At 69.5% G+C, this 26760-nt stretch carries 26 protein-coding genes; 17 read left to right on the forward strand and 9 right to left on the reverse strand.

The window, feature by feature from the left end; all coding sequences use genetic code 11:
- Position 1: 1 nt before the first annotated feature.
- From U2P90_RS17120 to U2P90_RS17135, 4 genes are read right to left on the reverse strand one after another with little or no spacing between them, the layout of a single operon-like run.
- Positions 2 to 1000 (reverse strand): arabinan endo-1,5-alpha-L-arabinosidase, encoded by a 999-nt coding sequence (locus U2P90_RS17120; RefSeq protein ID WP_322473077.1) that lies wholly within the window; start codon positions 998 to 1000, stop codon positions 2 to 4.
- A complete protein-coding gene (gene araA, locus U2P90_RS17125) occupies positions 1000 to 2508 on the reverse strand; it encodes an L-arabinose isomerase (protein WP_322473078.1) in 1509 nt (502 codons plus the stop codon). The genes U2P90_RS17120 and araA overlap by 1 nt, the downstream gene beginning before the upstream one ends.
- Positions 2505 to 3197 (reverse strand): L-ribulose-5-phosphate 4-epimerase, encoded by a 693-nt coding sequence (locus U2P90_RS17130; RefSeq protein ID WP_322473079.1) that lies wholly within the window; start codon positions 3195 to 3197, stop codon positions 2505 to 2507. Before U2P90_RS17130 ends, araA begins: the two co-directional genes overlap by 4 nt.
- Positions 3194 to 4840 carry a ribulokinase gene (locus U2P90_RS17135; RefSeq protein WP_322473080.1) on the reverse strand — a complete coding sequence of 549 codons (1647 nt, stop codon included), beginning with the start codon at positions 4838 to 4840 and terminating at the stop codon, positions 3194 to 3196. Before U2P90_RS17135 ends, U2P90_RS17130 begins: the two co-directional genes overlap by 4 nt.
- A gap of 445 nt (positions 4841 to 5285) precedes the next feature.
- Here U2P90_RS17135 and U2P90_RS17140 point away from each other — a divergent pair, with 445 nt between their 5' ends.
- The 13 genes from U2P90_RS17140 to U2P90_RS17200 all read left to right on the forward strand — a co-directional run bounded on the left by U2P90_RS17140 (position 5286) and on the right by U2P90_RS17200 (position 19747).
- Positions 5286 to 6254, forward strand: coding sequence for an ABC transporter substrate-binding protein (locus tag U2P90_RS17140; protein ID WP_322473081.1), 969 nt, complete (start codon positions 5286 to 5288; stop codon positions 6252 to 6254).
- Between the two features lie 66 nt (positions 6255 to 6320).
- Positions 6321 to 7859, forward strand: a complete 1539-nt coding sequence (locus U2P90_RS17145) for a sugar ABC transporter ATP-binding protein (protein ID WP_322473082.1) — start codon at positions 6321 to 6323, stop codon at positions 7857 to 7859.
- Positions 7840 to 8826, forward strand: a complete 987-nt coding sequence (locus tag U2P90_RS17150; protein ID WP_322473083.1) for an ABC transporter permease — start codon at positions 7840 to 7842, stop codon at positions 8824 to 8826. Before U2P90_RS17145 ends, U2P90_RS17150 begins: the two co-directional genes overlap by 20 nt.
- Position 8827: 1 nt before the next feature.
- Entirely contained in the window at positions 8828 to 9808 is a 981-nt protein-coding gene (locus U2P90_RS17155) for an ABC transporter permease (RefSeq protein ID WP_322473084.1), read from the forward strand.
- Positions 9805 to 10854 (forward strand): LacI family DNA-binding transcriptional regulator, encoded by a 1050-nt coding sequence (locus tag U2P90_RS17160; protein ID WP_322473085.1) that lies wholly within the window; start codon positions 9805 to 9807, stop codon positions 10852 to 10854. The genes U2P90_RS17155 and U2P90_RS17160 overlap by 4 nt, the downstream gene beginning before the upstream one ends.
- Before the next feature lie 273 nt (positions 10855 to 11127).
- Complete coding sequence (locus U2P90_RS17165) at positions 11128 to 12663, forward strand: alpha-N-arabinofuranosidase (RefSeq protein ID WP_322473086.1); 1536 nt, start codon at positions 11128 to 11130, stop codon at positions 12661 to 12663.
- A 175-nt stretch (positions 12664 to 12838) separates the two neighbouring features.
- Positions 12839 to 14146: an extracellular solute-binding protein gene (locus tag U2P90_RS17170; RefSeq protein ID WP_322473087.1), complete on the forward strand. Its 1308-nt coding sequence runs from the start codon at positions 12839 to 12841 to the stop codon at positions 14144 to 14146.
- 81 nt (positions 14147 to 14227) lie between these two features.
- Complete coding sequence (locus tag U2P90_RS17175; protein WP_295820997.1) at positions 14228 to 15133, forward strand: carbohydrate ABC transporter permease; 906 nt, start codon at positions 14228 to 14230, stop codon at positions 15131 to 15133.
- 1 nt (position 15134) lies between these two features.
- On the forward strand, positions 15135 to 16010 hold the full coding sequence (locus U2P90_RS17180) for a carbohydrate ABC transporter permease (RefSeq protein ID WP_295820995.1): 876 nt from the start codon (positions 15135 to 15137) through the stop codon (positions 16008 to 16010).
- A gap of 108 nt (positions 16011 to 16118) precedes the next feature.
- A complete protein-coding gene (locus tag U2P90_RS17185) occupies positions 16119 to 17201 on the forward strand; it encodes a LacI family DNA-binding transcriptional regulator (RefSeq protein ID WP_322473088.1) in 1083 nt (360 codons plus the stop codon).
- A 4-nt stretch (positions 17202 to 17205) separates the two neighbouring features.
- Positions 17206 to 18315: an o-succinylbenzoate synthase gene (gene menC, locus U2P90_RS17190; protein ID WP_322473089.1), complete on the forward strand. Its 1110-nt coding sequence runs from the start codon at positions 17206 to 17208 to the stop codon at positions 18313 to 18315.
- Positions 18316 to 18371: 56 nt separating this feature from the next.
- Positions 18372 to 19121 (forward strand): acyl-CoA acyltransferase, encoded by a 750-nt coding sequence (locus tag U2P90_RS17195; protein ID WP_322474719.1) that lies wholly within the window; start codon positions 18372 to 18374, stop codon positions 19119 to 19121.
- Positions 19122 to 19189: 68 nt separating this feature from the next.
- On the forward strand, positions 19190 to 19747 hold the full coding sequence (locus U2P90_RS17200) for a single-stranded DNA-binding protein (protein WP_322473090.1): 558 nt from the start codon (positions 19190 to 19192) through the stop codon (positions 19745 to 19747).
- A gap of 57 nt (positions 19748 to 19804) precedes the next feature.
- Here U2P90_RS17200 and U2P90_RS17205 read toward each other — a convergent pair whose 3' ends face one another.
- Together U2P90_RS17205 and U2P90_RS17210 are read right to left on the reverse strand one after the other, a co-directional pair.
- Complete coding sequence (locus tag U2P90_RS17205; protein WP_295820987.1) at positions 19805 to 20224, reverse strand: hypothetical protein; 420 nt, start codon at positions 20222 to 20224, stop codon at positions 19805 to 19807.
- 307 nt (positions 20225 to 20531) lie between these two features.
- Entirely contained in the window at positions 20532 to 21200 is a 669-nt protein-coding gene (locus U2P90_RS17210) for a metallophosphoesterase (protein WP_295820985.1), read from the reverse strand.
- A gap of 122 nt (positions 21201 to 21322) precedes the next feature.
- On the opposite strand from U2P90_RS17210, the gene U2P90_RS17215 reads away from it, so the two are divergent.
- Positions 21323 to 21889 (forward strand): GNAT family N-acetyltransferase, encoded by a 567-nt coding sequence (locus tag U2P90_RS17215; protein WP_322473091.1) that lies wholly within the window; start codon positions 21323 to 21325, stop codon positions 21887 to 21889.
- Between the two features lie 114 nt (positions 21890 to 22003).
- Positions 22004 to 22909, forward strand: coding sequence for an arginase (gene rocF / locus U2P90_RS17220; RefSeq protein ID WP_322473092.1), 906 nt, complete (start codon positions 22004 to 22006; stop codon positions 22907 to 22909).
- 54 nt (positions 22910 to 22963) lie between these two features.
- Here the strand turns inward: rocF and U2P90_RS17225 are convergent, their stop codons facing one another.
- The gene (locus U2P90_RS17225; protein ID WP_295820980.1) at positions 22964 to 23539 is read right to left on the reverse strand and encodes a DinB family protein; all 576 of its coding nucleotides are present in this window, start codon (positions 23537 to 23539) and stop codon (positions 22964 to 22966) included.
- Positions 23536 to 24552 carry a tRNA dihydrouridine synthase gene (locus tag U2P90_RS17230; protein ID WP_295820979.1) on the reverse strand — a complete coding sequence of 339 codons (1017 nt, stop codon included), beginning with the start codon at positions 24550 to 24552 and terminating at the stop codon, positions 23536 to 23538. Before U2P90_RS17230 ends, U2P90_RS17225 begins: the two co-directional genes overlap by 4 nt.
- Before the next feature lie 154 nt (positions 24553 to 24706).
- Here U2P90_RS17230 and U2P90_RS17235 point away from each other — a divergent pair, with 154 nt between their 5' ends.
- Both U2P90_RS17235 and U2P90_RS17240 read left to right on the forward strand, forming a co-directional pair.
- Positions 24707 to 25213, forward strand: a complete 507-nt coding sequence (locus tag U2P90_RS17235) for a GNAT family N-acetyltransferase (RefSeq protein ID WP_295820977.1) — start codon at positions 24707 to 24709, stop codon at positions 25211 to 25213.
- A gap of 156 nt (positions 25214 to 25369) precedes the next feature.
- The gene (locus tag U2P90_RS17240; RefSeq protein WP_322473093.1) at positions 25370 to 25822 is read left to right on the forward strand and encodes a DUF488 family protein; all 453 of its coding nucleotides are present in this window, start codon (positions 25370 to 25372) and stop codon (positions 25820 to 25822) included.
- A gap of 51 nt (positions 25823 to 25873) precedes the next feature.
- Here U2P90_RS17240 and U2P90_RS17245 read toward each other — a convergent pair whose 3' ends face one another.
- On the reverse strand, positions 25874 to 26017 hold the full coding sequence (locus U2P90_RS17245; protein WP_322473094.1) for a hypothetical protein: 144 nt from the start codon (positions 26015 to 26017) through the stop codon (positions 25874 to 25876).
- Positions 26018 to 26760: the final 743 nt, after the last annotated feature.

Here is a 26760-nt window from a genome sequence, read left to right on the forward strand (position 1 = left end):
GCTAATTCCCCCCGTTCGGCAGCGCGCCCAGGTCGGGCCAGCCGTCCGCGTCCCACGTCAGGGGCGCGGTCTGGAAGTGGCTCACGCCGTTCTCGTCGCCGTCGTAGTAGTGGTACACGAGCCGCTGCTGCGCGCCGTCCGTGTACACCTCCTGCCCGCCGGGGCCGATGTATCTGCCCTTCGTGGCCTGCACCTGCGTGCCGCCGCCCCCCATCATCGGGACGCCCTCGCGGTCGGTGTACGGCCCAGTGATGGCCGCAGATCGCCCGACCATGATGCGGTACGTGCTGTCCAGGCCCGCGCAGCAGCGGTCGAAGGACACGAACAGGTAGAAGTATTTCCCGTGCCGGACGATGGTGGCGGCCTCGACCGCGCCGCCCCCGCGCGAGGCGAGGTCGTACTGCTTCGTGCCCCTGAGCTTTCCGCTGACCGGGTCGAGTTCCCGCAGCTTGACGCCCGTCCAGTACGACCCGAGCACCAGCCACGCCTTTCCATCCGGCGTGTCCAGGCGGTACGCGTCGATGGCGTTGAAGGTGTCGGACTTCTTCGTGGTCAGGACGGGCCCGCGGTCGACCCAGCCGCGTTCCGGGTGCATCGGGTCGAGCTTCGCGTTCGTGTAGAGGCCGATCACGCTGGTGTTCTCGCCGAACACGGACGCCGCGTAGTACAGGTACGTGGTGCCGCCGCGCACGGAGAGCGTGGGGGCCCACAGGTTCGGGGGCTGCGTGCCGATCTGGTCGTAGATCCAGTCGGGAATGCGGACGCCCAGCGTGCCCGCGTCCGCCCACGTGATGCCGTCGGGCGACGTCCGCAGGCGCAGGGTGCCGCCGTCCACGTTCTCCAGGCCGGTGCCCATGGCGACGTAGCGGGAGCCGACCCTCAGCACCGTGGGGTCGTGCAGCCGCGTGTCGCCCTTCAGGGCGGGCTGCATGATCGGGCCTCCCCCGCCGGCGAGGGCGGCGGACGTCAGGAGCAGCGCGGCCAGGAGCCTGATTCTCATTACGCCCGCAGCCCCTGCGCGAGCACGTAGTACAGGTCGTTCAGGCGCAGGTTCTGGCGGAAGTCGCGCAATTCGGTCTTCGCGTCGATGACCGCGAGTTCCACGCCGGCCATGCCCGCGAAGTCCTCGATCATCTCGGTCGTCACGGCGGTCGAGTACCCGGTGTGGTGCGCGCCGCCGGCGTAGATCCACGCGGCGCACGCGGTCTTGAAGTCCGGGCGGCACTCCCACACGGCCCGCGCGACCGGCAGCTTCGGCAGCGCCGGGTGCTCCACGGAGTCCACCTCGTTCACGATGAAGCGGAAGCGGCTCCCCAGGTCGATCAGGGACACGTTGATGGCCGCGCCCTGCTGGGCGTCGAACACGAGCCGCACCGGGTCGTCCTTCCCGCCGATCCCCAGGGGATGCACCTCCAGCCGGGGCTTGCCGTCCGCGATGGTCGGGCAGACCTCCAGCATGTGCGAGCCGAGCACCTGATGTTTTCCCGGTTCCAGGTGGTAGGTGTAGTCCTCCATGAAGCTCGTGCCGCCGCCCAATCCGTGGGCCATGACCTTCATGGCGCGCACCAGGGCGGGGGTCTTCCAGTCGCCCTCGCCGCCGAAGCCGTAGCCCTCGGCCATCAGGCGCTGCGTGGCGAGCCCCGGGAGCTGCGTCAGGCCGTGCAGATCCTCGAAGGAGTCCGTGAAGCCCCGGTAGCCGCCGTCTTGCAGGAAGGCCCGCATGCCCGCCTCGATGCGCGCGCCGTCCAGCAGCGACTGGTGCCGGTCGCCGCCGGGGCGGAGCTCCTCGGCCACGTCGTACTCGGTCAGGTAGGTCTGAATCAGAGCGTCCACGTCGGCATCGCTCGCGGCATCGATCCGGGCCGCCAGATCGCCGATGCCGTGGGTGTTCACGCTGAAGCCGAACTTCATCTCGGCGCTGACCTTGTCGCCGTCGGTCACGGCCACGTTGCGCATGTTGTCGCCGAAGCGCACGAACTTCGCGCCCTGCCAGTCGGCCCACGCCCACGCGGCGCGCGACCACGCGCCCAGGCGGGCGTGCACGTCCGGGTCGCTCCAGTGCCCGACCACGACCTTGCGTTCCAGTCGCAGCCGGGTGTGCAGGAAGCCCGCCTCGCGGTCGCCGTGCGCGGACTGGTTGAGGTTCATGTAGTCCATGTCGATGGACGCCCACGGCAGCTCGCGCTCGAACTGCGTGTGCAGGTGCACGAAGGGCTTCTTCAGGCTGCCCAGGCCGCCGATCCACATCTTCGCGGGGCTGAAGGTGTGCATCCACAGGATCAGGCCCGCGCACGTCGGGTCGGCATCAGCCTGCCGGCACAGCGCACGGATCTCCTCGGCGGTCGTCATCACCCCCTTGGCGACGACTTCCAGGGGAATGTCGCTGCTGGCGTCCAGCGCGGCGGCGATCTGCTCCGCGTGGTCGGCGACCTGCGCGAGCGGTTCCGGGCCGTACAGGTGCTGCGAGCCGCACACGAACCACAGCTGCGGGGTGTCGAGGTAGATCATGCGCGGTCTCCTTGCGGGCGCTGCCCGTACACGTTCTGGTAGCGGTCGTACAGCGAGTCGATGTCGGCGGGATCGAGCGTCCTGACCGGCGTGCCCAGGCTCGCGGCCAGTTGCACGGCCAGGAACACGCTGCGGGCGACGTCCTCGGCCATCACGGCGGCCTTCAGGGCGGCCCTCGGCGTGGGCCCGAGGGTGAACACGCCGTGGCTCTGGAGGATGATCGCAGGCGAGCGGTGCCCTTTCAGGACACGGACGACCTCCGCGCCGATCTGCTCGCCGCCGATCAGGGCAAAATCCCCGCAGGGAATCGGGCCGCCGAACTCGTCGGCCATGGCGGTCAGAATGCAGGGGATCTCGCGTCCCTGCGCGGCCCACGCGGTCGCGTAGGGGCTGTGCGTGTGCACGATACCGCCCACGTCCGGCAGGTGACGGTAGATGTACGCGTGCGTGGCCGTGTCCGACGACGGGCTGTGCGTGCCCTCCAGCACCCGCGCGTCGAGGTCGGTCATGACCATGCTCTCCGGCGTCAGATTCTCGAAGGTCACGCCCGAGGGCTTGATGAGCATCCCGCCGTCCACGCGGGCGCTGATGTTGCCGCTCGTCCACGTGACGAGGCCGTTTCTGGGGAGTTCGAGGTGCAGGTCGGTCAGGTCGCGGCGCACATCGGGGTGGCTCAGGTTCGCGGTCATTCGGCCCTCCGGCGCTGTCTCAGGCGGTGCATGACCTCGTTCGCGCCGCGCCCGAAGTAGTCGTGCAGGGTGCGGTATTCCTCGTACAGCTCGGTGTACGTGGCCTGCGCCTGCGGGTCGGGCGTGTACACGTTGCGGCTCACCTGCCCCATGGCCCTGGCCGCCTCGAAGATGTCCGGGTAGATTCCGGCAGCCACGGCGGCGTGGATGGCGCTGCCCAGTGCGGGGCCCTGCTCGGCGTCCAGCACGCTCAGGGGGCGGCCGGTCACGTCGGCGTAGATCTGCATCAGCAGGCGGTTCTTCTTCAGGCCGCCGGCGATCACGAGCTCGTGGACGGGCACGCCGCTCGCCTCGAAGGTCTCGATGATCAGGCGCGTGCCGTACGCGGTCGCCTCGATCAGCGCGCGGTAGATGTCCGGCGCGCGGGTGCCCATGGTCAGGCCAACGATCATCCCGCTGAGTTCCGCGTCGACGAGCACGCTGCGGTTCCCGTTGATCCAGTCGAGCGCCACGAGGCCGTGCTCGCCGGGGGCCTGCTTCGCGGCCTCGCGTTCCAGCAGGGCGTGGATGCTCAGGCCCTCCTGCTCGGCCTGCGCGTAATACCCGGCGGGCACGGCGTTCTTCACGAACCACGCGAAGATGTCGCCCACGCCGCTCTGCCCGGCCTCGTACCCGTACAGGCCCGGCACCACGCCGCCCGGCACCACGCCGCACATGCCCGGCACCTCGCGCAGCTGCGAATCGACCATGACGTGGCACGTGCTCGTGCCCATGATCGCCACGAGGCGGCCGGGCTCGGTCACGCCCGCGGCGGGCAGCGTGACGTGCGCGTCCACGTTCGCCACGGCCACGGGCGTGCCGGCCCTCAGGCCCGTCCAGCCGGCGGCCTCCTCGGTCAGGTGCCCGGCGAGGCCGCCCAGGGGGCTGAGTTCTGCACCCAGACGCGTCTGCACGAAGTCCGCAAACCCGGGGTTCAGTGCGCCCAGGTACTCGGGGCTGGGGTACTGGCCGTCCTGGTAGATGGCCTTGTACCCGGCCGTGCAGGCGTTGCGGGTCTCCACGCCGGTGAGCCGCCACACGACCCAGTCGGCGGCCTCGATGAAGCGCTCGGTGGCGGCGTAGGTGGCGGGATCCTCCTCCAGGATCTGCAGGGCCTTGGCGAACAGCCACTCGCTGCTGATCTTGCCGCCGTAGCGCGGCAGCCACGGCTCGCCGCGCTGCTCGGCCACGGCGTTGATGCGGTCGGCCTGCGGCTGCGCGGCGTGGTGCTTCCAGAGCTTCACCCACGCGTGCGGCTTCCCGGCGTGCTCGGGCAGCAGGGCCAGCGGCGTGCCATCGGCGCGGGTGGGGAGCACCGTGCAGGCCGTGAAGTCCACGGCGATCCCGGCGATGTCATCCGCGCCCACGCCGGCGTCACGCAGGGCAGCGGGCACGGCCTGCCGGAACACGTCGAGGTAGTCCTGCGGGTGCTGCAGCGCCCAGTCCTTGCCGAGCGGGGTGCCGTCCGGGAGCCGCGCGTCCATGACGCCGTGCGCGTAGGGCGTGACGCCCTCACCGACGATGACGCCGTCCGAGACGCGGACAACAACGGCGCGGCCGGACTCGGTGCCGAAATCGACCCCGATGGTGTGCCGGGCAGTCATGGAGCCGTCCGGGGCGTGGGGGTGGGGCTGGGCGGGGTCATGGAATCTCCTGTCCTCCTGCTGGACGGGACGTGGTCGGCGAGTGCCGGGGCAGCAACGTGATTGTGAACGTTAACAGCGTAATGAGTCGATCGTCGCCATGTCAAGCCGACCCAGCCGGCCGCCAGATCGGCCCGTCCGCGGGTCACGTGCAGGCGGCGGGGCGACAGGAATCGCGATGGTTTTCACCGATTCAGTGGGCATATCTACCACCTGACGCACCTCCTGGCATCGTCACGGATCTTAAGATCACCTTCCCTTGACAGGCTGCGAATGTCATGTTATGCATGTTAGCGTTCACTATCCGAAACCGCCGACACGTCTCGGCCGCGCGCCACCACCGTGACCGTGGTGCATGCCTCTGCCCGCCTGCCCACGCTGTGCGGAGTGTCCCGCTGGAGTCCCCATGAACATCCGCACTGCGACCGTCTCTGCCGCCATCGCCGCCCTGACCTTCGCCGCCGCGCAGAGCACCGGACTGCCCAAACTGGCCGTGAAGCCCACGTACCGCGTGTGCTTCAACCAGTCGGAGATGGACAACCCGTGGCGGCTGGCGCAGACCAAGAGCATGCAGGACGAGGCCAAGCGCCTGGGCTGGCAGCTGGTGTTCACGAACGCCAACGGCTCGGCGGCCAAGCAGGCCAGCGACGTCCGCTCGTGCATCGCGCAGCGCGTCGACGCGATCTTCCTCACGCCCCGCGAGGAGAAACCCCTGACGCCCGTCGTGCTGGAAGCCAAACGCGCCGGCATCCCCATGTTCATCATCGACCGCAACGTCGACGAGACGGTCGCCAAGCCGGGGCGGGACTTCGTGGCCTTCATCGGCTCGGACTTCTACGCCGAGGGCCAGCGTGCCGCCGAGTGGCTGGTCAAGACGACCAAGGGCAAGGCCAAGGTCATCGAGCTGCTCGGCTCGACCGGCTCGTCGCCCGCGATCGCCCGCGAGAAGGGGTTCCACGACTACATCGCCAAGCACCCGGGCATCGAGGTGCTCGTGTCGCAGACCGGGAACTTCACCCGCGACGAGGGCCGCAAGGTGATGGAGGCGCTGATCCAGGCGCACCCGGACGCCACCGCCGTGTACGCCCACAACGACGAGATGGCGCTCGGCGCGATCACCGCGCTCGAGGCCGCCGGCCGCAAGCCGGGCAAGGACATCACGCTGGTCAGCATCGACGGGCAGAAGTCCGCGCTCGAGGCGATCATCGCCGGCAAGCTGGGTGCCACCGTCGAGTGCAACCCGCGCTTCGGGGTCAAGGCCTTCCAGACCATGAGGGACTACGCCGCCGGCAAGAAGATCGCGCCCAAGCTGATCAACGACGACCGCTTCTTCGACATCTCGAACGCCAAAGCCAGCCTGAATTCCGCCTTCTGATCGGCGCGCCGGCAGATTCGCGGGCCTGTGGAGCCCGCGGGTCTGCCGGCGTGTGTACGGAGACCTATGACGCAGCCGCTGCTGGAGATGACCGGCATCCACAAGGCCTTCGCGGGCATTCCCGCCCTGCGCGGCGCGCACCTGCGGGTCGGGCCGGGCGAGGTGCACGCCCTGATCGGCCAGAACGGAGCCGGCAAGTCCACCCTCCTCAAGATCCTGACCGGCGCGTACCTGCGCGACGCCGGCACCGTCCGGCTCAGCGGTCAGGAGGTGACCTTCACCACCCCCATCCAGGCCCAGCTGCACGGCATCGGCACCATCTACCAGGAGGTCAACCTGGTGCGGCTCCAGAGTGTCACCGAGAACGTCCTGCTCGGCCAGGAGAGCCGCCGCTACGGCTGGATCGACTGGCGCACCACCCACGCGCGGGCGGCCGCCCAGCTGCGCGAGCTGGGCATCGAGCTGGACGTCACGCGGCCGCTGGGCGAGTTCAGTCTCGCCACGCAGCAGATGGTGGCGCTGGCGCGCGCCCTGGCCCTCCAGGCCCGGCTGGTCGTCATGGACGAGCCCACGTCGTCACTGGACGACTCGGAGGTGCGGACGCTGTTCGGGGTCGTCCGCCGCCTGCAGGCGCAGGGCGTGTCCGTGATCTTCGTGTCGCACCGCCTCGACGAGCTGTACGAGGTGTGCAGCCACATCACGGTCATGCGCGACGGCGAGACCGTGTACGCGGGTGAACTGGGCGGCCTGAGCCGCCTGCAGCTCGTGTCGCTGATGCTGGGGCGCCAGGAGCAGGAGCTCGAGGCCCAGGGCCAGACGGGCTTCAAGCGGCACGAGCCCGGCACCGACACGCGCCTGCAGGCCACCGGGCTGGCGCGGCCGCCACAGCTGCGGGACGTGTCGCTGGACGTGCGCCGGGGCGAGGTGCTGGGCCTCGCGGGCCTGCTCGGCTCCGGGCGCAGCGAGACGGCCCGCGCCGTGTTCGCGGCCGAGGCGGCGCAGGGCGAGGTGCGCCTGAACGGGCGGGTCACGCACTGGTCGTCGCCCGCCGCCGCGATCCGGGCCGGCGTGGGCTTCTGCGGTGAGGACCGCAAGCACGACGGCATCGTGCCGGAGTGGTCGGTGCGCGAGAACCTCACGCTGGCCATGCTGCCGCGCCTGACCCGCTCGGGCGTGGTGGGCCGCGCCGAGCAGCAGCGGATCGTGCAGCAGTTCATCGACCGGCTCGGCATCCGCTGTGCCAGCGCCGAGCAGCCCATCCGGGAGCTGTCGGGCGGCAACCAGCAGAAGGTGCTGCTGGCCCGCTGGCTGTGCCTGCAGCCGGAGCTCCTGATCCTCGACGAACCCACCCGCGGCATCGACGTGGGCGCGAAGGCCGAGATCCAGCGCCTGATCAGCGAGCTGGCCCAAGAGGGCCTGAGCGTCCTGATGATCTCCTCGGATCTGGAGGAACTGCTGGAGGGCTGCCACCGCGTGACGGTGCTGCGCGACGGGCAGTCCGTGCGCACCCTGACCCAGGACGACCTGGACGAGGAGCAGCTGCTGGCCGCCATGGCCCACGGCGACACCCCCCCCGGAGGGAGCCATGACCGTGCTCAGTCCTGACCGCCCCCACCCGCCCGCGCCCGCGCGGCGGGCCCGCCCCGCCCTGCCGATGTCCAGCGCGCTGATCGCGCTGATCGCGCTGATTATCTTCAACGCGCTGACCACGCCGCGCTTCCTGACCGTGAACACCCTGAACCTGAACCTGACCCAGACGGCCACGATCGTGATCGTGGGCATCGGCATGACCTTCGTGATCGCCACGCGCGGCATCGACCTGTCGGTCGGCTCGCTGATGGCGATCGGCGGGGCCATCGCGCCGCTGCTGTTCCTGAATCCGGCGCTGGACGGCCCGTCCGGCGTGATCCTGGCGATCGTGGTGCCGCTGGTCGTGACTGGCCTGCTGGGGCTGTTCAACGGGGCTCTGGTCACGCGCTTCCAGATCCAGCCGATCATCGCGACGCTGGTGCTGTTCATCGCGGGGCGCGGCATCGCGCAGGTGATCAGCCACGGCAGCCTCGTGAACTTCACCGAGCCCGCGTTCAGCGCGCTGGGCACCGGCCGCGTGCTGGGGCTGAACGTGCAGGTGTACCTGATGCTGGCGCTGCTGGCCGTGGCGACCTGGGTGCTGCGCGACACGCTGTTCGGCCGTCAGGTGATCGCCGTCGGCGGCAACCCGGAGGCCGCGCGGCTGGCCGGGGTGCCCTCGGATCGCGTGCGGCTGATCGTGTACACCATCAGCGGCGTGCTGGCCGGACTGGCGGGCCTGATCGTGATCGCCATCAACAGTTCCTCGGACAGCAATCTGGTGGGGCAGAACATGGAGCTGGACGCCATCGCGGCGGTGGCGGTGGGCGGCACGGCGCTGGCCGGGGGGCGCGTGACCATGCTGGGCACCCTGATCGGGGCGCTGTTCATCCAGCTGCTGCGCTACACCCTGCTCGTCAAGGGCGTCCCGGACGACGTCGCGCTGATGGTCAAGGCCGCCATCATCATCGGGGCGGTCGCCCTGCAGGCCAGGAGGCGCTGACATGACCGGATCCACCCTGCCCGCGTCCCGCGTGTCCAGGCTGCTGCGCGGACAGGGCGCGCTCGTCGCGCTCGTGATCCTCGTGGCGCTGGCCTCGGTGCTGTACACCGGCTTCCTGAGCACGTACAACATCAGCAGTTTCTTCCGCTACAACGCCATGTTCATGCTGCTGGGCATCGGCATGACCTTCGTGATCATCACGGGCGGCATCGACCTGTCGGTGGGCAGCGTCGCGGCGCTGGGCAGCGTCGCGGCGGCGCTCGCCAGTCCGCACGGGGCGCTGGCCGGCATCCTGGCCGGCGTGCTGGCGGGCACCGTCGTCGGACTGCTCAACGGCGTGCTGATCACGCGCCTGCGCGTCGAGCCGTTCATCATCACGCTCGGCACCTTCCTGGGGGCGCGCGGCGCGGCGCAGTACTTCTCGCAGCGGGCGGCCGTGCCGGTGGACTCGGGCGGCCCCTTCGCCCAGGTGGGCCAGGGCGACCTGCTGGGCATTCCGGTGCCGGTGCTGATCGTGGCCGTCATCCTGGCGGCGGCCGGCGCGGCGCTGCACGGCACGCGCTTCGGCCGCACCGCCCTGAGCACCGGCGACAACGAGGACGCCGCCCGCCTGATGGGCCTGCAGGTCGACCGGGTCAAGGTGCAGGTCTATACCCTGTCCGGGCTGCTCGCCGGCCTCGCGGGCGTGATCCTCGCCGCGCAGTTCGGTGCCGGCCAGCCGACCGAGGGCGTGGGCTGGGAGCTCACGGCCATCGCGGGCGTCGTGGTGGGCGGCACGCTCCTCAGCGGGGGCCGGGGCAGCGTGTTCAGTACCATGGTCGGCATCGTGCTGCTGGGGCTCATCTTCAACATCCTGAATTTTGAGAACGGGCGCGGCGTCATCACCATCGATGTGTTCTGGCAGAACGTGATCCGCGGGGTGTTCCTGCTGGCCGTCGTGCTGCTCCAGACGCGCAGCATGAGGGCGCGCCCCCCCCGGTGAGCGCATCCCCCGCCCGATCCCGGAAACGGGCCCGCACCCGCAACGTGACCATCCATGACGTCGCGCGGCAGGCGGGCGTGTCGCACCAGACCGTGTCGCGGGTGATCAACGCCCACGCCAGCGTCGCGCAGGACACGCGCGAGCGGGTGCTCCAGGCCATCCAGACCCTGCGCTACCGGCCGAACATCGTCGCCAAGACCCTGGCGACCAGCCGCTCGCAGCTGATCGGGATGATCGCGCACGGCACCGAGCACTACGGCCCGGCCCAGATCGCCCAGAATGTCGAGCGCAGTGCCCGCACCCACGGCTACGAGGTCATCCTCGCCACCCTGAACCAGTTCAGCTCGGCCGAGATCGCGGTCGCCTTCCGGCGGCTCCAGCAGTTCGGGGTCGACGGCGTGGTCATGTTCACGCCCTACGACGCGCACGCGCTGGCCCCGCTGCTCGATACCGATCTCCCGACCATCGTGCTCGACGCGGCCATGTCGGCCGGGGACGCGACGGTCAGCATCGACCAGGTGGCCGGTGGGGTGCTGGCGGCGCAGCACCTGACCACGCTGGGGCACCGCCGGGTGCTGCATATCGGGGGGCCGGCCATGTGGAGCGACGCGGCCATGCGGGCCGCCGGTTACCGCCAGGTCATGGAGCGCCACGGCCTGACGCCGCTGCCGGTGTACGAGGGGGACTGGACCGCGATCAGCGGTTACGCGGCCACGCTGGCCGCCGTGAACAGCGGTCTGGAGTTCACGGCGGTCATGGCCGCCAACGACCAGATGGCGCTGGGGGCCATGCGTGCCCTGCGCCAGCTGGGCCGCCGCGTGCCGCACGATGTCAGCGTCGTCGGCTTCGACGACGTGCCGGAGGCCGCGTTCTTCGAGCCGGCGCTGACCACGGTGCGTCAGGACTTCGGCCTGCTGGGCCGCCGCAGCCTGGACGAACTCATGCGCCGGATGGCGCACCCGGAACGCCCCGCCCGGCATCTGGTCTTTCAGCCCACGCTGGTCGAGCGGGAGAGCACCGCCCCGGCCCACCGCTCCCACGCCTGAGCCGGGGCCCGGGCGCCGTCGTGCCACGTCGACGCTTGACTGTGAACGATCACAATATATGATGGAGGTGTCCACATCCCCAGCCGCGACCGGAACTGCCGGCCGCTCCGTCCCTGTGCCGCCCTCCCTCCATGTCGCTGCAGGAGGTTGCCCTCACCCTGAGGCGAGTCCCGCCGATCCCCGTTCCGCCTCCACACGCACGCCGGCTGCCGGAGCCCTTCATCCGGAGCCACAGGCCTTCGCTCCCGACCGACCTGCCCCGAGAGGACCACCGTGACCACTGCCCACTCCACCCGCACCGCGACCGTCGCCCTGAACACCCAGCGCATCGTGTCCGACATCTCGCCCCTGATCTTCGGGGGTTTCGCCGAGCACATGGGCCGCTGTATCTACGAGGGCATCTACGACCCGAAGTCGCCCCTGGCCGACGAGCGCGGCTTCCGGCCCGACGTCATGAAAGCCCTGAAAGACCTGAACTACCGGATCATGCGCTACCCCGGCGGGAATTTCGTGTCCGGCTACCGCTGGACCGACGGCATCGGCCCGAAGGCCGACCGGCCGCGCCGCCGGGCGCTGGCGTGGCGCTCGATCGAGACCAACCAGTTCGGCCCGCACGAGTTCATGGAGTTCGCGGAGGAACTGAAGACCGAGCCGATGTGGGCCGTGAACCTCGGCACCGGCAGCATCCAGGACGCCGCGGACCTCGTGGAGTACATGAACCTGCCCACCGGCACGCACTTCAGCGACCTGCGCGCGAAGAACGGGCACAAGGATCCCTACGGCGTGAAGTACTGGTGCCTGGGGAACGAGATGGACGGCCCGTGGCAGATCGGGCACCTGGACGCCGTGGCGTACGCCGATAAGGCCGTGGAGGCCGCGAAGCTGATGCGCTGGATGGATCCCACGATCAAGACCATCGCGTGCGGGTCGTCGAACACGGCCATGCCGACCTTCCCGGAGTGGGACCGCGTGGTGCTGGAGCGCACGTACGACCACATCGACTACTTCTCCATGCACTACTACGTGGGCAACCCGAACATGAACTCCAAGGAGGCCGTGGACACCGACTCGTACCTGGCGAGCAGCGTGCACTTCGACGAGCACGCCGAGACGGTGGCGGCCGCGATCCGGCTGGCGAAGGCGCACACCCGCAGCCGGAAGGACGTGGGCCTGTGCTGGGACGAGTGGAACGTGTGGTACCGCGAGGTGGGCGGCGACGGCAACTGGGAGGAAGCGCCGCACATCCTGGAGGAGGTCTACACCCTGGAGGACGCGCTGGTCGTGGCGCAGTGGCTCTCGACCTTCCTGCGCAAGGCGGACATCGTGCGGATCGCGTGCATCGCGCAGATCGTGAACGTGATCGCCCCGATCATGACCCGCGCCGACGGCCTGTTCCTGCAGACGATCTACCACCCGCTGATGATGTTCAGCCAGCATGCGGCCGGCAACTCGCTGGACGTACTGGTCAGGGCCCCCACGCACGAGACGAGGAAGTTCGGCGAGGTGTCCCTGCTGGACGTCACGGCCAGCCATGATCCGGCGACCGGGAAGGGCGCGGCGTTCCTGGTGAACCGGTCACAGACCGAGGCCCTGGAGGTGACCGTGAAGTGGGAGGACGTCGCGCCGGACGCCCTGACACAGGCGTGGCAGATGACCGGCCGCGACCCGATGGCCACGAACTCCTTCGAGCAGCCCGAGGCCGTGACCATCCACACCATCAATCCGCCGGCCCTGAATGCCGGCACCGCGACGCTGACGCTGCCGCCACTGTCGTTCACGGTGCTGACCAGCCAGCACACGCCCGCCTGACACCCAGGCTTGACAGCCCCGGTGGGCTGCCTTACCATGTGATCGTTCACAAATTCAATGTGGGAGCTGCTGCCCACCCCCTGCCGTTGCTTGACCCGGAACCGGATGTCGTCGCGGAGGGTGCTGGTCTCCAGCGCCCCTCCCCCGCCCTCTTTCACGCTTCAGGAGGCACCACATGCGTCTTACCCCTGTGCTCACGACCAAAGCGCTCACCCTGGCTCTGGCCCTCTCCGCATCCGCGCAGGCCGCCACGACCATCGTGTTCTGGGACTTCTTCGGCGGTGGCGACGGCATCCGCATGAAGCAGATCGTGGACGATTTCAACAAGTCCCAGAAGGACATCGTGGTGAACCGCACCACCCAGACGTGGGGCAACCCCTTCTACACCAAGGTGCACACCGCCAGCGTGTCCGGCCAGACGCCCGACGTCATGACCTACCACCTGTCGGCCGTACCTGCCGGCCTCCAGAAGAACGACCTGCGGCCCTTCACCACCGCCGACCTGGCGCTGGGCGGACTCAAGCCCACGGACTTCCAGGCCAACCTGGTCACCACCCTGAACACCGATGCCAAGGCAGCGGGCAAGACCGGTCTGTATGCCCTGCCGCTCGACACGCACACCTACGTCGTGTACTACAACAAAGACCTGCTGAAGAAGGCCGGGCTGCTGGGCGCCGATGGCAAGCCGACCGGCATCACCTCACTGGCCAGCCTGGGCCAGGCCATGCAGACCATCAAGGACAAGACCGGCGTGACGCCCGCCGCGTTCAGCACCAACCAGGATCCCGCGACGCTGTGGCGCATGTGGTACTCCCTGTTCCTGCAATCCGGCGGCACGATGTACAAGGATGGCAAGCTGTACCTGAACGACCTGGACACCAAGGGCAAGGCCGCGCTGCAGACCATGGCCGACTGGACCAAGGCCGGATACCTCACCAAGAACACCGCGTACCCCGCCGCCGTGGCGCTGTTCACCGCCGGCCGCACCGCCATGATGTTCAACGGCAACTGGGAGGTGCCCACCATGGTGGACGCCAAGGCCAAGGGCACCATCAAGTTCGACTACGGCATCATGGCCTTCCCCAAACTCGCCGGTGCCAGCCAGACGTGGGCGGACTCGCACACCCTGGCCATCCCCAACAACACCAAGACCCCCATGAGCGCCGAGAAGCTGAAGGCGGTCATGACCTTCATCGGCTACGTGAACAAGCAGGGCGGCATGGGCTGGGCGGGCGGGGGGCACATCCCGTCGTACCTGCCGACGCAGAGCAGCGCGGCCTTCAAGGCGCTGCAGCCGGTCGCGCAGTATTCGGCGGTGGCGGCCAAGAACGCCACCCTGGAACCCAACGTGCCGATCTTCGGCGTGGGCGGCCCGGTGTACGACGCAGTCGGCAACAACTTCACGCCGGTGCTGCTGGGCCAGCTCAGCGCCGAACAGGGCATCGCGAAGTTCAAGGCCGCGCTGACCAGCTTCAACAAGTAAGCGTGGCCTGCAGGGGAGGGGGGTCGCCGCGACGCGCTCCTCCCTCCCCTGACCCGTCGTCCGCAGGCAAAGGCAGGTGACATGCTCAAGACCGCTCCCCCACAGGCCACGGTGCTCAGCCCCCAGAAGCGGCTGCAGGTCAGGAAACGCTGGCTGACCGCCGCGCTGATGGTCGCGCCGTTCGTGCTGCTGTACGTGCTGTTCCTGATCTACCCCTCGCTGCGCGTGATCCAGCTGTCGTTCACGAACGCCGACCTCACCGGTGCCGGCACCGGCGTCGGGTTCGCCAACTATGTCCGGCTGTTCAGCGAGCCCACGTTCTGGACAGCCCTGGTGGGCACGCTGTACTTCATCTTCCTGACAGTCGTGCCCAACACCCTGGTCGGCCTGGGGCTGGCGCTGCTGGTCATGCGCCTGAAGAAGCTGCGCAACCTGGCCATGGCCGCCTTCTTCCTGCCGCAGGTGCTGCCCGTCAGCGTGGTCACCCTGGTCTGGAACTGGGTGCTGGACTCGAACTTCGGGCTGTTCAACACCCTGACCGGCAGCACGACCGCGTGGTTCCAGGATCCCGTGTGGGCCATGCCGGCCGTCGCCCTGGTGACCATCTGGTGGACCGTCGGGTTCAACGTGCTGCTGTTCATCGCCGGGCTCCAGAACATCCCGGCGGACATCTACGAGGCCGCCGCCCTGGACGGCGCGGCCGGGTGGCGGATGTTCCGCTCGATCACGTGGCCGAACCTGTGGCCGGTGACCAGCCTGATCCTGCTGCTGCAGCTGATCGCGCAGTTCAAGATCTTCGACCAGGTCTACCTGCTGACCGGCGGCGGGCCCTTCGACAAGACCCTGGTGCTGCTGCTGTACTCGTACCGCGAGGGCTTCCAGCAGCAGCACGGCGGCTACGCCTCGGCGATCGGCGTGGTGCTGATGGTCATCATCCTGCTGGCCTCGGGGCTCCAGAACCGGGTCCTGAACAGAGGAGCGCGCTGATATGACCGCTGCACCGACCCTGCGCACCACCAAGCCCCCCCCGACCCTGGCCGTCCGGCTGGCCCGCATGTGGGGCACCCTGATCACCGGCCTGACCCTGGTGCTGGCTGCCCTGTGGTTCTTCCCGATCTACTGGGCCGTCATCACGTCCATCAAACCCGAGGCCGATACGATCACCGCCCCGCCGACGCTGTGGCCGAAGACGGTCGACCTGAGCAGTTACACGTACATCTTCCAGAACAGCCCGATCGTGCGCTGGTACGCCAACAGCGTGATCACCACGCTGCTGATCACCGTCATGGTGCTGCTGTTCTCCATGCTGTGCGCCTACGCGCTGTCACAGATCGACTTCCGGGGCCGGCGCTGGCTGTACGTGCTGATCCTGGCCGGGTTCATGATTCCCTTCCAGGCCAGCCTGATCCCCCTGTTCATCTTCATCAACAAACTGGGGCTGGTGAACAACTTCGCGGGTCTGATCATCCCGCAGCTCGCCGCGCCCGTGGCCGTGGTCATCTACAAGCAGTTCTTCGACCAGGTGCCGCCGGAACTCGGCGACGCCGCCCGGATCGACGGCGCGAGCGAGTGGCGGGTGCTGTTCGGGATCTTCCTGCCGCTGAACTGGAGCATCACCCTGTCGCTGGCCATCGTGACCTTCATCGGCGCGTGGAACAACTTCCTGTGGCCCTTCATCGTCATGAACGACACGGCGAAACTCACCATCCCGGTGGGGATCACGCAGGTGCAGTCCGCGTACGGCGTGGCGTATGCCAAGAGCATGGCGACCGCCGTGACCGCCGCCGTCCCGACGGTGATCGCGTATCTGCTGTTCCAGCGCCGCGTGACCGAGGGCATCATGGCGACGGCCGGCCTGAAGTAGTCCGGGCGACCCGGACGGCGGCTGTCCCCGGCCTGCCCCCGTGCATGACGGGGGGATGCAGGTGCGTGCCGTAGACGCCGGTGGCCGTGCGGCCAGAATGGAGGGTGAATGACCACGCCCGAGAAGTCCACCCCCGCGCCCGCCCGCGCCCCGACCGTGACCATCCACGACGTCGCCCGACGATCCGGCGTGTCGTACCAGACGGTGTCGCGGGTGATCAACAACCACGCGAACGTCGCGCAGCACACCCGCGAGCGCGTGCAGCGGGCCATCGAGGATCTGGGCTACCGGCCCAGCCTGCTCGCCAAGGGCCTGGTCACGCGCCGCTCACAGCTGATCGGCGTGGTGGCGCACGGCATGAACCAGTACGGCCCGTCGCAGATCCTCCAGAACGTGCAGGAGAGTGCCCATGAGGTCGGCTACGAGATCATGCTGACCACCCTGCAACAGGTCGATCTGGAGCAGGTGCGCGAGCAGGATGTCCTGACCGCCGTACGCCGGCTCCAGCAGTTCGGGGTCGACGGCCTGGTGCTGCTCACCAACTACGACGCGCACGAGATCGCGCGCGGGCTGGACGGCAGCCTGCCGGTCGTGATGATCGACGCGACCGCCGATGTCCACGGCCCGACGGTCAGCATTGACCAGTTCGAGGGAGCCGCGACCGCCACGCGCCATCTGGCAGCGCTGGGACACCGGCGGCTGCTGCACATCAGTGGCCCGCCCGGCTGGAGCGACGCGCGGCTGCGCCGCGAGGGCTTTTACAGCGTCGTGCAGCAGGTCGGTGTGGACGCGCTGCCCACCTACGACGGCGACTGGAGTGCCCGCAGCGGCTTCGAGGCGACCGTCCGCGCCCTAGAGGACGGCGTGATCTTCACGGGGGTGTTCGCCGCCAACGACCAGATGGCGCTGGGGGTCCTGAGTGCCCTGCGCCAGCGCGGACTGAGCGTGCCACACGACGTGTCCGTGGTGGGCTTCGACGACACGCCCGAGGCGGCGTACTTCGACCCGCCGCTCACGACGATCCGGCAGGACTTCGCACAGCTGGGCCGCAAGAGCCTGGAAGAGTTGCTGCGCCTGATCCAGGAGCCCGCCGGGCGGGAGCGGCACTATGTCTTCGGGTCGCAGCTGGTCGTGCGTGGAACGACCGCGCCTGCCCCGGCCCGCGATCCGTCCGCACGCGCTCCATACTGAGGCCATGCTCCGTATCCACGCTGCCGAACTGCTGGTCGTGCGCCTGCCGCTGAAGTTCCGCTTCGAGACCAGTTTCGGGGTGCAGACCGAGAAGGTCGTGCCGCTGCTGGTGCTGCACGGCGACGGCGTACAGGGCCTCTCGGAGGGCACCATGGAGTTCGCGCCCATGTACCGCGAGGAGACCATCGTCGGGGCGCTGCACCTGCTGCGGGAGGTGTTCCTGCCGCGCCTCCTGGGCCAGACCTTCGCCAACCCCGAGGCGCTCCACGACGCGCTGGGCAGCTTCCGGGGCAACCGCATGGCGCGGGCCATGGTCGAGATGGCGGCGTGGGACCTGTGGGCCCGGATGCTGAACGTCCCGCTGGGCACGCTGCTGGGCGGCCGCCGAAACAGCGTGGAGGTCGGCGTGAGCCTGGGCATCCAGCCGGACGAGGCCGCCACGGTGGACGTGGTGCGCCGGCACGTCGAGCAGGGCTACCGCCGCATCAAGCTCAAGATCCGGCCCGGCTGGGACGTGCAGCCGGTGCGGGCGGTGCGGGAGGCCTTCCCGGACATCCGCCTGACGGTCGACGCCAACAGCGCGTACACCCTGGCCGACACGGGCCGCCTGCGGGCGCTGGACGAGTACGGCCTGACCTACATCGAACAGCCGCTCGCGTGGGATGACCTCGTGGATCACGCCACCCTCCAGGGCCGCCTGCGCACCCCCCTGTGCCTCGACGAGAGCGTGGCGAGCGCCCAGGACGCCCGCAAGGGCCTCGCGCTGGACGCCGGGCGGGTGATCAACGTGAAGGTCGCGCGGGTGGGCGGCCACGCCGAGGCGCGCCGGGTGCATGACCTCGCGCAGGCCTTCGGTGCCCCCGTGTGGTGCGGCGGCATGCTGGAAAGCGGCGTGGGCCGGGCCCACAACATCCACCTGTCGACCCTGCCGGGCTTCACGCTGCCGGGCGACACGAGCAGCGCCAGCCGCTACTGGGAGACCGACGTCGTGAACGAGCCGCTGGAGGCCCATGACGGCCTGATGCCGGTGCCGACGGGGCCGGGGATCGGCGTGACCCTGAACCGCGACTTCGTGGAGCGGATCGCCGAGGTGCAGGAGGAATTCCACCCTTGACCGTGCACCTCGTAGATCAGCCCTATGTGATCCGCGACGTGACCGACCCGTGGGACATGCGGGCGCTGGAGGACGTGCAGGTGGCCGCGTGGGGCTACGCCGACCGCGAGGTGCTGCCGGGCACGATGTTCCGCATCAGCGCCGCCACGGGCGGGATCGTGCTGGGCGCGTACCCGGCCAGCGGTGTCGGCGGCGACGTGGACGTGCCGGTGGGCCTCGCCTACGGGTTTCCGGCGGTGGTGGGGGGGCAGACGTGGCACCACTCGCACCTGCTGGCGGTGCGTCCGGAGTGGCGCGGCAGCGGACTGGCGGTGGCGCTGAAACTCGCGCAGCGCGAGCGGGCACGGGCGCAGGGCCACACGCGCATGACGTGGACCTTCGATCCGCTGGTGGCCCGCAACGCCCGCCTGAACCTGGGCAAGCTGGGCGCGGTGGCGCGGTCGTACCACCCGGACTGGTACGCGCTGTCGGCCGACCGCCACGCGGCCGAACCCGCCGACCGCCTGATGATCGAGTGGGAGCTGACCCGCGAGCACGCGGAGCGCCCGCCGGAACCCGCCGAGGGCGCCGTGGCCCTGGCCGCGCTGCCCGATACCGCGCCGGGCGAGGTGGTGACCGGGCTGGATGCGGGCCGAGTGCTGGTCGAGGTGCCCACCCGCCCCGAGACGCTGAGCGTGGAGACGCGCCGGGCGTGGCGGCTGGCCCTGCGGGAGGCGCTGGGAACGTACCTGGACACCGGGTTCGAGGTCAGTGGTCTGGCCCGCGACGGTGAGCGGGCGCTGTACGTGCTGACGCGGCGGGGCTGAGCCGCCGCGGGCGGCATCCCCTGCGGATTCCCGCGGAGTGTGTTATGTTATTTACGTAAGGAGGAATCGTGTTACACATCGAATTTCTGACGGATCTCGGGGCACGGGTCACCGTGGACGTGGACAGCGCCGACAAGCTGCTGGACGTGCAGCGCCAGTACGGTCGCCTGGGCTGGACGAGCGGCGAGGTGCCCACCGGCGGCTATCAGTTCCCGCACGACAACGAGCCCGACTTCGACTGGACGCTGATCGGCGCGCGGAAGTGGACGAGCCCCGACGGCGAGGAACTCGTCATCCACAAGGGCCACGCGTACCGCCGCCGTGAGCTGGAGGCCGTGGACAGCCGCAAGATGAAGCTGCCGGCCGCCGTGAAGTACTCGCGTGGAGCCAAGAGCACCGATCCCGACCACCTGCGCGAGAAATCCGACGGCGAGTTCGAGTACGTCACCCTGGCGATCTTCCGGGGCGGCAAGCGCCAGGAGCGCTACGCCACCCCCGGCGGCGGACGTCCCGCGTCGGCCCCCCACGCGGCCCGGCCTGCGCCCGCCCGCCCGGCTCCCGGCGGCGCGACCGCCACTGCTCCCCGCCCCCCGGTTCAGGTGACCGAGGACGAAACGCCGTTCTGACCCCGCCCGGCGGCCCCTGAACAGCGGGGGAGGCCAGCCGGTCTCCCCCGCTGTCCGTTACCCCACCGGCTCCTGCGCGGCCAGCACGCCCGCGACATCTGCCGGCTGCCATCCCTCGGGCTTGAGCTGCTTGCCGTCAGCGCGGCGCGGGCCGCTCGCCTTGGCCAGGTTGGCGCGGTGCACCTCCGCGAACACGGCGTCGGCGTCGATGCCCAGGGTATCCAGTGCTCCGTAGGTGACGTACAGCAGGTCGGCCAGCTCGTGGGCCAGCGCGGTCAGGGCGGCCGGGCCAGGGGTCTCTCCCGCCTCCAGCCGGGCCGCCAGGGCGGCGAACTCGGCCCGCACCTCGGCGGCTTCCTCGTCGATCAGGGTGCGCCGCAGGGCCAGCAGCGGCGGCGTGGGCACGGTGGGCCGGCCCGGCACGCTCAGGCCGATGGCGTGGTGGAAATCCCGCAGGCGCCGGGCGTTCGTGGTCATGCCCCGACGGTAACAGGACAGCGGCCAGGGAATGACTCCTGGCCGCTGTTCAGTTCATGGGTTCGGCGGGCGGAGGGACTCGAACCCTCCAGAGGCCGGCGTCAGCCCGCTCGCACGCCCGTTGTTAGAGGGGTGGGCGTCTCCCCCTCTGGCGACGCGGCGACCACGGCCGGCACCCGGCCGGCGGTGGAGGTCGCTGTCCTGCCACGCGGTCATCCTGTCATCTGGAGTGCGCTGCGCCATGTGCTGGACGCACAGCAAGCCTTAAGCCAGCGGTCATGCCCCCGCCGGGGGCTGGCGCAGGGTCTCACAGCTCCACGATCCGGTAGCCGTAGGCGTTCAGCACGCGGGTACCGGTGGTCTGATCGACGTATTCGAGCTTCTTTCCCTCGTACTCGTGGATGTGTCCGTGAACCAGTACTCCCGGGCGGCGACGCTGCACGAAGCGCGTGATGGCCGGATCGCCCCGGTGGGCGTAGTCCTGCCCAGCGTGTGGCCCCAGCGGCGGCGCATGCGTGAGCAGCACATCCACGCCGCGTCTTGCCTGGATGGCCAGCAGGCCCAGCCCCCACGAGGCCTCGGCCGGCGAGTACTGGCCGTTGCCCCCGTGGCGGTAGCGCGGCGCTCCACCCCAGCCCGCGATCCGCAGTCCTGCCACCTCGACCACGCGGCGGTGCGCGGCGATCACTCCACGCGGCGGCACGCGCCGGTCGTCCTCGTCCATGACCGTCTCGTTGGCGTGGTTGCCGTGCACGTACACGACGGGCACGGTCAGCTTGCTCGCCACGAACTCCAGATACGAGCCGGGCAGGTCGCCGGCCGCCAGCACGATGTCGATGTCCGGCAGGCCGTGCGGGAAGGTCTCGCGGTAGACGAAGGGATGCACCACGTCCGCCAGCAACAGCGCCCGACGCCCCAGGGTGGGCACAGGCAGAGCGTCGGGCACGGCGGTGACGGGGAAGGACGGATCATTCATGGACGGGCAGGCAGCACCGTGACCTGCTCAGCGCAGACCCGGAGCGGTCTGCCGAGTGTAGCCCGTGTCCGGCGCCCCCATCAGCCCGTGAGCGGGCCGTCATCTTCACGTACCCTGCAGGCGTGGCGATCCTGAGCACCCCCCGCACGTGGCTGCTGCCCCTGACCCGCCGCATGATCCAGCAGCGACTCGACCATCCCAGCTTCGACCTCAACTGCGGGTTCGGTGGATCCGGGCCGGACAGTTCCATGTCCGTGCACTTTCCGCCCGCGTGGCCGGGCGATCCCCTGGCGTTCTTCCCCGCCATCCTGGCGCGTCTGCGGCCCGGTCAGGAGGACGTGCACCCGGACACGTCCTTCACGCTCGTGGCCCGTGATGCCCGCGCCGGGAACCGACTCACCGCGATCGGCCAGCTGGGCTCGACCGGCACGGTGAGCGCGTCCGGCGAGCTGGAGATCGGCTACGGCCTGAATCCGGCCGTCTGGAACCAGGGGTACGCGACCGAAGCTGTGGGCGCGCTCGTGGCGCACCTGCACACCCTGGCCCGCGTGCGCCGCGTGGTCGCCGCCACCGCCCGGCACAACCGTGCCAGCGAGCGCGTGCTGGAGAAGACCGGCTTCACCCGCACGGGGCAGCGCTGGAGCGCAGACGACGGCGACCTGACGACCTGGGCCCACGAACGCCGCTGAGTCCGCGACATGAATATGCACCGGACGATGCGTGGAGGCCGTCCGTCACAGACGAACCGGCAATAATGTTGCACGCGCAAGGCATAGCGCCTGAGCACCCCTAGACTGCTCTTCATGAAGGTCTCGATACTGGGCATTCCGATGGATCTGGGGGCCGGCCGGCGTGGCGTCGACATGGGGGCCTCGGCCCTGCGCAACGCCCAGCTCTCGCGCACGCTGCGCGACCTGGGGCATGACGTCACGGATCTGGGCGACGTACCGGTGCCGATCCCCGAGACGCTCGACAAGCACGCCAGCGGCGGCCTGGTCTTTCTGGAACCCATTCTGGATGCCTGCCGGCTCACCGCCGACCGGGTGGCCGCGCTGCCCCGGGACGTGTTCCCGCTGACCCTGGGCGGCGACCACTCGGTCAGTATGGGCACCGTGGCCGGCAACGCCCGCCGCCTGGGGGCCGGGACTGGCACCGGCCGCCTGGGCGTGATCTGGGTGGACGCCCACACCGACTACAACACCCCGGACAGCAGCCCCAGCGGCAACATCCACGGCATGCCGGTCGCGCACCTGACCGGCCTGGGCGATTCCCGGCTGACCGGGCTGGGGGACGGCTGGACGCTGCGCCCGGAGGACATCACCATGATCGGGATCCGATCCGTAGACACCCGCGAGCGCGACGCCCTGCGTGAGGCCGGCATCCGCGCCTACACCATGAAGGACGTGGATCAGCTGGGCATCACGCGGATCGTCGACCGGACGCTGGAACAGCTGGACGGCGTGTCCGGCATCCACGTGTCCTTCGACGCCGACGCCCTGGATCCTGGCGTGTGCCCCGGCGTGGGCACCCCGGTGCCCGGCGGCCTGACCTACCGCGAGGGCCACCTGCTCATGGAACTGCTGTCGGACTCGCACCGGATCACGTCCATGGACATCGTGGAGGTCAACCCCATCCTGGACACCCGCAACCAGACGGCCGAGGTCATGGTCGGGATGGCCGCCAGCCTGCTGGGCCAACGGATCCTGTAGCACTCAGTAATGAACGCCGCCCAGACACTTGATCCGGGCGGCGTTGTCAGGAGATCAGAGGTCGTCGCCGTCGTCGTCGAGGCCCAGGCCATCGACCCCGCCGCTCTGGGCGGCCGTGACCTGCGGGCGGGCGAAGCGCATGTAGTCCAGCCACGGGGGGGTGTGGCCCAGCTGGCGGATCATCAGGGCGATCTGTGCCGTGTGCCGCACCTCGTGGGTCATGACGTGCCAGAACAGCTGATCCAGCGTGACCGTGTCGCTGGCCGGGTCGTCCTGCACCAGTTTCACGCTGCGGTTCATGTCCGGGCCGGATTCCAAGAAGGTGCGGGTGCGCTCATTGACCTCGCGGCCGTAGTCGATGATCCAGGACAGGTCGTACTGCGCGGCGTCCGGCTTGACCCAGTCGTGGGCGTAGCGGCCCTCGCGGTTCACGCCGTCGCCCCGAGCCACCGAATGCACCCAGTGATCCTCGACGTCCGTGACGTGCAGCACCAGATCCTTGATGGAGTGGAACCGGTCGCCGGACTCGATCAGGTCACGGTCGAGGTCTGCCTGCGGCAGGGCACGCAGATAGTTCCACAACTGTTCCCGCGCAGCGGACAGGTAGGTGTAGTACTCGCTGACGTTCATCTCTGCTGTCCAGCATACCCCGCCGTGACACGCGCCGTGCTCGCTGTTCCACCACCATGCCCGGTGGGCAGATCCAGCAGTGGATCCAGGGCCCGGCGCACGTCCTCCACGGTCACGACCTGCACCAGCGCGTCGCGCACCTCCGGCACGTCGGGCAGGTACGCGGGCAGCACCTTGCGCAGGGGCCGCAGGGTCAGGCGGCCGGTGTCGTCGTCGTAGAAGGCCTCCTGCAGCTCGGCATGCCGCAGGGCGGTGCGGGCGCGGGTGGTCACGTCGGGCCAGGCGTCGTCGCCGCCTGCCAGGGCCGTGAAGATCCATGGGTTGCCCACCGCGCCCCGCCCGATCATCACGGCGGCCACGCCGCAGCGCTGGCGCTCGCGGGCGATCTGTGCACTGGTGATGTCGCCGCTGCCCACCACCGGCACATCCACGCTGGCGGCCACCCGCGCGATCGCGTCCCAGTCGGCCTGGCCGGTGTAGCGCTGGGCGCTGGTGCGGCCATGTACCGTGATCAGCGCCGCACCCGCCGCCGCGAGCCCCTGCGCGACCTCCACGCTGCGGTCGTGATCCCAGCCCAGCCGGATCTTGGCGCTCACGTCCAGGCCCGTCGCGCCGCGCATGGCGTGGATCAGCGTGTACGCGACCTCAGGGGTCTGGAGCAGGCACGCGCCGCCCTTGCCCCGGATCTTGGGCACGGGGCAGCCCATGTTCAGGTCGATGGCCGCCGGGGAAAACCATGCCTCGGCCCGCGCCACCGCCGCCGCCAGCACGTCCGGGTCGGCCCCGAACAGCTGCACCACGCGGCCGAGTTCGCCTGCGTACGGGCGGCCCAGATTCAGCTTCTCGGTGTCGCCGCCACCGACCAGTCCCCGCGCACTGATCATCTCCGAGACCGTCCACAGCGCCCCGTGTTCGGCGGCGAGCTGCCGCATGGGCGCGTCACTGTACCCGGCCATGGGCGCGAGCACCGCGCCGGGCCGCGCCAGTCTGGAGGAATAGAAGCTGCCGGTCATCCGGGCAGGGTAGCGCACCCCCACCCACATCCGGGTGAACTTCACCTCAAGTCCTGCGGCGCGGCACATTCACAGAACTGTGACAACTCGCGGCGTATGCTGCCAGTTGTCCAGCACCGCACAACCCAAGACCCGCTGGACGGGAGGCCCGTCCTTGATCGCCACTCCACTGGCGCTGCACCACGCGCCAATGCTTCACGCGCTGTACACCGCCACACCCGGCTACTTTGCCCTGCTGGGCAGCCGCGTCCCCACCCTGGGCGACGTGGAACGTGAAATCGAGATCGCCCTGCTTGACCACCGCCGCGCCCTGCGCCTGCTCCATGACGACCACGGCGACCTCGTGGGGGCGCTGGACTGCAAGAACGACTATCCGCAGCCGGGCGACGTGACCATCAACCTGCTGCTGATCCGCGAAGACCGGCAGTCCCAGCGTCTGGGGGAACAGGCCGTGCAGTACCTCGAACGCCATGTGCCGCCGGGCACCACCCGCATCCTCGCCAGCGTCCTGGGCGAGAATCCGCGCGGTGCCCGCTTCTGGGAACGCCTGGGCTACACCTTCACCCTGGATGCCCGCCCCGCCATGACGTGGTACGCCAAGCCGGTGACCACCCAGCCGCACCAGTCGGGCGGCCCGCGCCTGGGCGTCGCCAGCGACTGATACCGACTCCCGCTGCTACGCAGCTCTGCGAGTCCGGTCGGATCGAATCGGTTCAGAGAACCGATCCGATCGGAATTGGTATGACCGCCGCCCGTGGGGGCCACGCCGGGGAGGATCACCACGATCCCCCGGCGCGGCCCCCGCTACCGTGCACGCATGACCCCGCCCACCCTGCACACCATCGGCTACGAGGACGCCCCGCTGGATGCCTTCCTGGCCACCCTGACGCACGCCGGCGTGACCGTGCTGGTCGACACCCGTGAACGCGCCCAGAGCCGCCGCCGGGGCTACAGCAAGACCGCGCTGAGTACCGCGCTGAAGGAGCAGGGCATCGCGTACCGGCACCTGCGCGACCTGGGTACCCCGCCCGCCGTCCGCAAGGCGTACAAGCTGGATAAGGACATTGCCGCGCTGAAGGCCGCATACACCCTGCACCTCGCCACGCAGCAGGGCGCACTGGAGGAACTGGGCACGCTGGCCGCCCACGGGCACGCCGCCCTGCTGTGCTACGAGAAGAACCCCGGCGAGTGCCACCGCTCGCTGATCGCGCGGCGGTTGCAGGACATGGGGCTGGTCGGGGACGTGGTCGATCTGTACGTCACCGCCTGACGGCATAAAATGGGGGAACAGCCATTGCCGTCCCCCCTGTGTCCGCCGTCCTCAGCGGAGCTTGCAGATCTTTACGGTGCCCTGCGTCGAGCAGTACGCATCGTCCGGGTCGGGCCAGCCGGTCGCGCTGGCCGCGCCAGTCACCACGAGTGTCGAGAGGGCAAGCACGATCAGCAGCAGTTTTCTTAGATTCATGACAGCCTCCGGGCACGCCCCCGTGGCAGGTTTGCCGGGGCCGGGCCGCTTCCCGTTCTACGGGCGGGGCGGGATAAAAGCGCGGGTTGATTTTTATCTGGAGGTGGGGCGGCGGGCTGACCCCTCAGTCCGCTGCGCGTCCAGCTCCCCTCAAAAGGGAGCCTGAAAAGCGCGAAAACGTCGGCTGTGACGCCCTTCAAAGCCTCCCTTCTAAGGGGAGGTGCCCCGCAGGGGCGGAGGGGTCGCATGCGGCGCGACTTTCCTCACACGCCTGCCGCCTCGGTCTTTATGCCCCTGTACGATGCAAGCCGTGGCCCAGGACGACCCCAGAAAACAGGCAGGATGGTCGAGCAATCGTTGAGGCGCTATCTGCCTTTCAAGGCATGCCTGAACGTGAGCAACCGCCAGAGCAGGAGCGGGACTGGGCAAGCTTTGGTGGGGTGGCCGAAGAGCCCGTTTCCGAGGACGCTGAAGGCTGACCCCTCAATCACCTTCGGTGCCAGCTCCCTGGGGGGGAGCCAAGGAGTGACACCCCTGCCTCCCCCCCAGGGGACTCGTAGAGCTGCGAACCAGAGGTGCCCCGCAGGGGCGGAGGGGGTACACGACGCGCTGACTCGCCTTCTCACCCTGTAAATACAGAATGGGGTTGCCCCAGCGGTAACCCGATGACCCGATCCCGAACCTTCAAAGAGCGGTAACAGCCAGGCCATCCGCATCCCACAGGAGCTTCAGTTGCCCTACAG

This window comes from Deinococcus sp. AB2017081, from assembly GCF_034440735.1.
Taxonomy (GTDB): Bacteria; Deinococcota; Deinococci; order Deinococcales; family Deinococcaceae; genus Deinococcus; species Deinococcus rufus.